Source organism: bacterium, from assembly GCA_040757115.1.
GTDB lineage: Bacteria > UBA9089 > CG2-30-40-21 > CG2-30-40-21 > SBAY01 > JBFLXS01.
Genome location: JBFLYA010000260.1, coordinates 1 through 5,265, shown reverse-complemented (window position 1 = coordinate 5,265; position 5,265 = coordinate 1). Strand labels below are relative to the sequence as shown.

The following is a 5,265-nucleotide window of genomic DNA, read 5'->3' as shown; positions in this document are numbered from 1 at the left end:
AGGGTTGAGAGACATCGTAGATGTCCATTTCCGTAGGTTTCACCTACGGTTATGTAAAATTTAAACCTTTCAGGTTTATATCCAATGCATAAATACGCTAAACACATACCCCGCTTTCGCGGGAATGACAATTTGAGGCTGAGATGACAAAAAAGTGGCATTTTGCAGAACCCTATTAACCTGTGTCCAAAAAGGAGATATGAAGATAAAGAAAATAAGGGGATATATTTAGGAGTTTTCCACCTGTGTGGTTAAATGTAAAATGGATAATGTAAAATGAAAATGTATAACTAAAAGGTAATGAGTCTTGCGAATTACTAAAATTTCCCATTTTTCATTTCCTATTTTACATTTTACATTTATTTTTCCTTTGCGTCTCTACGATGAATTAGTCTAATCGCACAGGTCGATATTTTTCTGACAAGTATCTCTTTCCCTTCCCAATTTATCTATCAATTAAGGTTTAACAGAGCACTATGTTCTGACTGGCATAAGGACACACAAATATTCCTCGCCTTCTTTTTCTTCCAGTGGTTGGACAATCCCTGCGGTTGATGGAGTTTTAAGAAGAATTACTATTTCTTCATCCTCAATATTTTTTAAAATATCCATTAGATATTTAGGATTGAAACAAATTTCTATGTCTCCTCCAGAGAAATTCACATCTAATTCTTCTTTTGCATCGCCTAACTCAGAAGTTGAAAATAATTTTAATTTATTTTTACAAATATTAAACTTTAAGAAATCAGTTGTCATTAAAGATACTCTCCGACTCGTAGAAATTAATTGTTGGGTATTGATTTTTAGAGTTTTATCCTGGTCTTGAGGGATGACTTTCTTATAATCAGGGAATTTGCCTTCGATTAATCTGGAAACAATAATTAAATTATTTATTTGAAACACTATTTTATTCTTATCTATTGATATTTGGACATTTTGTTCTTCAGGAATGATTCTATTTACTTCAGTTAATGCCTTTGTTGGCACAATTATCTCCTGTTCTTCACCTATTGTCCCCGGTAGAGTTTTTTTAATAACAGCTAAACGATGTCCATCAGTCGCTACCATTCGACATTCATTTTCTTTGACAATAAAGAATACCCCATTTAGAACATAGCGAATCTCATCCATTGCCGTAGCAAAGATTGTTTTTCTAATCATCTCTTTAAGTAAAGTAGAAGATAGATTAAATGATTTTTCTTGACTATATTCAGGAAATAATGGGAAATCTTCCTTAGGCAAACCAAATAAATGAAATATGGAATCCTTAGATGAAATAACCACTCTATTATTTTCTTCTACCTCAATTAAAACATCTTCTTTATCTACTAACTCACGGATAATCTCAATTAATTTTTTTAATGGAACACAGATACTTCCTTTTTCTAATACCTCTATTTCAAATTTGGTCTTTATGCTTAGTTCTAAATCTGTGGCAATTACGGTTAATTCATTTTCTTCCTCTGCAGACATAAGGATATTAGAGAGAATTGGTAAAGTTGTCTTTGGCGAGGTTATTTGAGCTGATTGAATACCCTCCAATAATGCTTCCTTTTTACCTTTTATTTTCATATTATCCTCCTTAAATTTAAAAATTAGTAGTATTAATAATACTGTGAATTGTGTTAATATCTACTTTAAGTTAATTATTTACAATGACATATCTATGTTAATAACTTTGTGGATAACTTTATAAGATTGTGCTTTTAATATTTGTTGTAAGTCGGTCAATGGTTTCCTTTATATTTTTATCACTATCCATCAGATCTTTAATTTTATTAAAAGCATGAATGACCGTAGTATGGTCTTTTCCAAATTCTCTTCCAATTTCAGGTAGAGAATGTGGAGTTAATTCTCGACATAGATACATTGCCATTTGTCGTGGCAAGGCAGTGGTTGCATCTCTTCTTTTCCCTTTTAATTCAGCGGGTGAAATCTTAAATTGCCTGGCGATAGTCGTTTGAATTATCTCCATCGATATTTTCTTAGGTTCACTACTAACGAGAACATCTTCTAAAACACTGCTAACTAATGCTGTATCTATTATTTTATTATGGAAAGATGCATAGGCAATAATTCTAATAAGTGCTCCTTCTAATTTTCTAATATTAGCCTTTATTTTAGTTGCGATAAAATAGATAACATCATCAGGAATATCAACTTTTTCATTTTCAGCCCTTTTTTTTAAAATAGCCATTCGAGTTTCAAGGTCAGGTGGTTGAATGTCAGTAATTAAACCTTGTTCAAATCGTGAAATTAATCTATCTTCAAGTGTTGGTATTTCTCTTGGGGGTCTATCACTGGTCAGAACAATTTGTTTGCGGGATTCATAAAGGGTATTAAATGTATGGAAAAATTCATCTTGAGTTGTTTCCTTACCTTCAAAAAATTGAATATCATCGACTAACAAAAGGTCAACATTTCTATATTTATTTTTAAAATTCATACTTTTATCATAGCCATATCTAATCGAATCAATAAACTCATTCATGAATTGCTCGGATGAAACATAAACTATTTTTTTCTTTGGTTTATTATTTCTAATTTGATGTCCAATTGCATGGAGTAAATGAGTTTTTCCCAATCCGACACCACCATAGATAAATAAAGGGTTATAAGCTTTAGAAGGTGAGTCGGCAACTGCCTGGCAGGCCGCATGGGCAAACCGATTGCTTTCACCTACAACAAAACTTTCAAAGGTATATTTTGGATTTAGAAAATCATGCTCCGGGATAGAAGATATAGAATGCTCAATATATTCTGAAACAGGTTGTATTTTATTTAATTCAGTCTCTTTAAATTTTGAAGTAACAACAAATTTCACCTCAATTTTCCTACCAGCGGTCTCACTGGCGACTACCTCAATCATATTTTTATAATTATCATCTAATTTATCCTTAAAGAATTTATTTGGCACCTCTAATTCTAAAAGATTATCACTAAATGAACTTACACAAACAGGTTTAATCCATAATTCAAAACTTTCCTTTGTTAAGTTCTTTTTAAGGGCTGTTACAATATCATTCCAGAATAATTCACTTTCCATTATAATCCCCCTCCCTTTTTTATTTCGAATTTTGGATTGCGGATTTTGGATTTTTGAGGTTATTTTTATCCACAGGTTATCCACAAGTGAGTTAGTTAATTGAAAAGCAAGGACTTAATTTTTTATATCCACACAAATCCTTTAAAAGTTACACACATAGTTATCCACAGGTGTGAATAAATTTCGTTAGCCTCCCTCATTTTTTATCCACAGGTTGTCCACAAGTGAGTTAGTTAATTGAAAAGCAAGGACTTAATTTTTTATATCCACACAAATCCTTTAAAAGTTACACACATAGTTATCCACAGGTGTGAATAAGTTTTAGAGGGGATTTAATAGTACAATATTTATTATATCACACATTGTAAAAAAAGCAAACTAAAAAAATAAAAAATAAACCTGCAATCGGCAAGTAGGCTAACCAGAATAGCGTTAACCCTTTGAGATATCAGTAGTTAATCTGTTAAAAAAATTTGTAGATTTTTTTAACAAAAATGAGATTTTGACAGTCTGCGGATGAGCAAAGTCCATTAGCATTCTTTTTCCACTTTCCTCTTTTTGCCAAATTAACGAAGAAGACTCATAATAAGGGGTGTGGTAAAGTATATGAGGAAGGCTATGGATGCTAAATACATCATCCAGTGCACTTCACGGAATTTTCCTCTTACAATCTTTATGAAGGTATAGACAATGAAGCCTATGCCAATACCATTTGTTATGCTGTAGGTGAAAGGCATTGTCACGAGTATCATAAGCGCTGGAAAGCCTTCCTCAAAGTCAGCAAAGGGAATTTGCAGGATAATACTGCACATATAGAATCCTACAAGTATCAAGGCAGGCGCGGTTGCCTGAACAGGTATGATACTGATTAGTGGTGATAAAAAGAGCCCAAGAAGAAACAATATGCCAACTATTACGGATGTCAAGCCTGTTCTTCCACCTTCGGCTACACCTGCGGCTGATTCTATGTATGTAGTTACAGAACTTGCCGATGCTAATCCGCCGAAGGTAGCACCAAGAGAATCAACAAGTAATACCCGATTGAGGCGTGGAAGCTTGCCATCTTTAAGAAAGCCACCTCCTTCCCCAACACCAATGACTGTCCCCATCGTGTCGAAGAAATCTGACATCATAATTGAGAATATAGTGAGTATGGCTGTAAGGAATCCTACTTTTGAAAATACCTCGAAGTTTATGCCTGCTCCAAAAGTAGAAAAGTCCGGTAGGCTTATGAGCGATATAGGTATGACAGCGGCGTTCTTGAATACAGTCAGTCCTGATGTATAATTGACGATGATAGCAAGTATTGTCGTCAGGATGATACCCAGGAGAAGTGAACCGAGAACCCGGTTTGCCATCAGGTAGGCTGTAATAAAAATGCCTATTATGGCAACAAAGACAGATGGGGTGTTTAATTCGCCTAAAGTAACTGGTATGCCTGTTCCTTGTTTCACCAGTCCCGCTTCATACATCCCAATAAAGAGAATAAAGAGTCCAATACCTACACCGATTGCTCTTTTCAAAGACATTGGTATGGCGTTCATAATTGCCTCCCTTAATCCGGTAAGCACGAGTATGGTGATAACCACACCTTCTATGAATATGACACCCATAGCGGCTTGCCAGGAAAGTTTCATCCCCAATATAAGTTGGAAGGCAACAATCGCATTCAGTCCCATTCCTGAGGCAAGGGCAAAGGGATAGTTGGTGTAAAGTCCCATTGTAATGCAAAGAATACTTGCCGCCAGGCATGTTGCCGCAATGGTAGGTGCAAGACCCGGTCCTACTCCTTCAAGAGGACCTGCACTCAAAATTATGGGGTTAACGAATATAATGTAGGACATTGTCATAAATGTGGTTAACCCCGCAATGATTTCCTTTCTCACCGTCGTATTATTCTCCCGAAGATTGAATATCTTTTCTAAAAACCCTTTCATTAATCTTTACCTCCTTTGCATTCGTTAGAAATTTGCTCTTTACTCCTTCTGAATATATATTACTATAAATCTTATTTTATTGTCAAGTAAAAAGTTTCGTAACCGTTCAGGTAATCCTTTACCGCAGAGACGCAGAGAAACAGAGAGGAAAATATCTTTTTTTGTAAGCGTTCAGGTGGTGTAACAAAAGGAGATGTGGAGATTAAGGAGATAGGGAGATATTATTAAAAAAATTGAAATTAATAGAAACTAATAGAAATTTATGGAAATTTGTTGTTTTCC

General features: G+C 34.5%; 3 protein-coding genes. All 3 read right to left on the bottom strand.

Features of this window, described 5'->3' with window-relative positions:
- Positions 1 to 474 precede the first annotated feature (474 nt).
- Positions 475 to 1,572, bottom strand: a complete 1,098-nt coding sequence (gene dnaN, locus AB1422_16500) for a DNA polymerase III subunit beta (GenBank protein ID MEW6620907.1) — start codon at positions 1,570 to 1,572, stop codon at positions 475 to 477.
- A gap of 118 nt (positions 1,573 to 1,690) precedes the next feature.
- Positions 1,691 to 3,046 (bottom strand): chromosomal replication initiator protein DnaA, encoded by a 1,356-nt coding sequence (gene dnaA, locus AB1422_16495; GenBank protein MEW6620906.1) that lies wholly within the window; start codon positions 3,044 to 3,046, stop codon positions 1,691 to 1,693.
- 566 nt (positions 3,047 to 3,612) lie between these two features.
- Entirely contained in the window at positions 3,613 to 4,983 is a 1,371-nt protein-coding gene (locus tag AB1422_16490; GenBank protein ID MEW6620905.1) for an NCS2 family permease, read from the bottom strand.
- Positions 4,984 to 5,265 lie beyond the last annotated feature (282 nt).

Bases quoted from the DNA above. Each gene is read 5' to 3' on its own strand.
- AB1422_16490 (MEW6620905.1), bottom strand. From the start codon at position 4,983: ATGAAAGGGTTTTTAGAAAAGATATTCAATCTTCGGGAGAATAATACG.
- dnaN (MEW6620907.1), bottom strand. From the start codon at position 1,572: ATGAAAATAAAAGGTAAAAAGGAAGCATTATTGGAGGGTATTCAATCA.
- dnaA (MEW6620906.1), bottom strand. From the start codon at position 3,046: ATGGAAAGTGAATTATTCTGGAATGATATTGTAACAGCCCTTAAAAAG.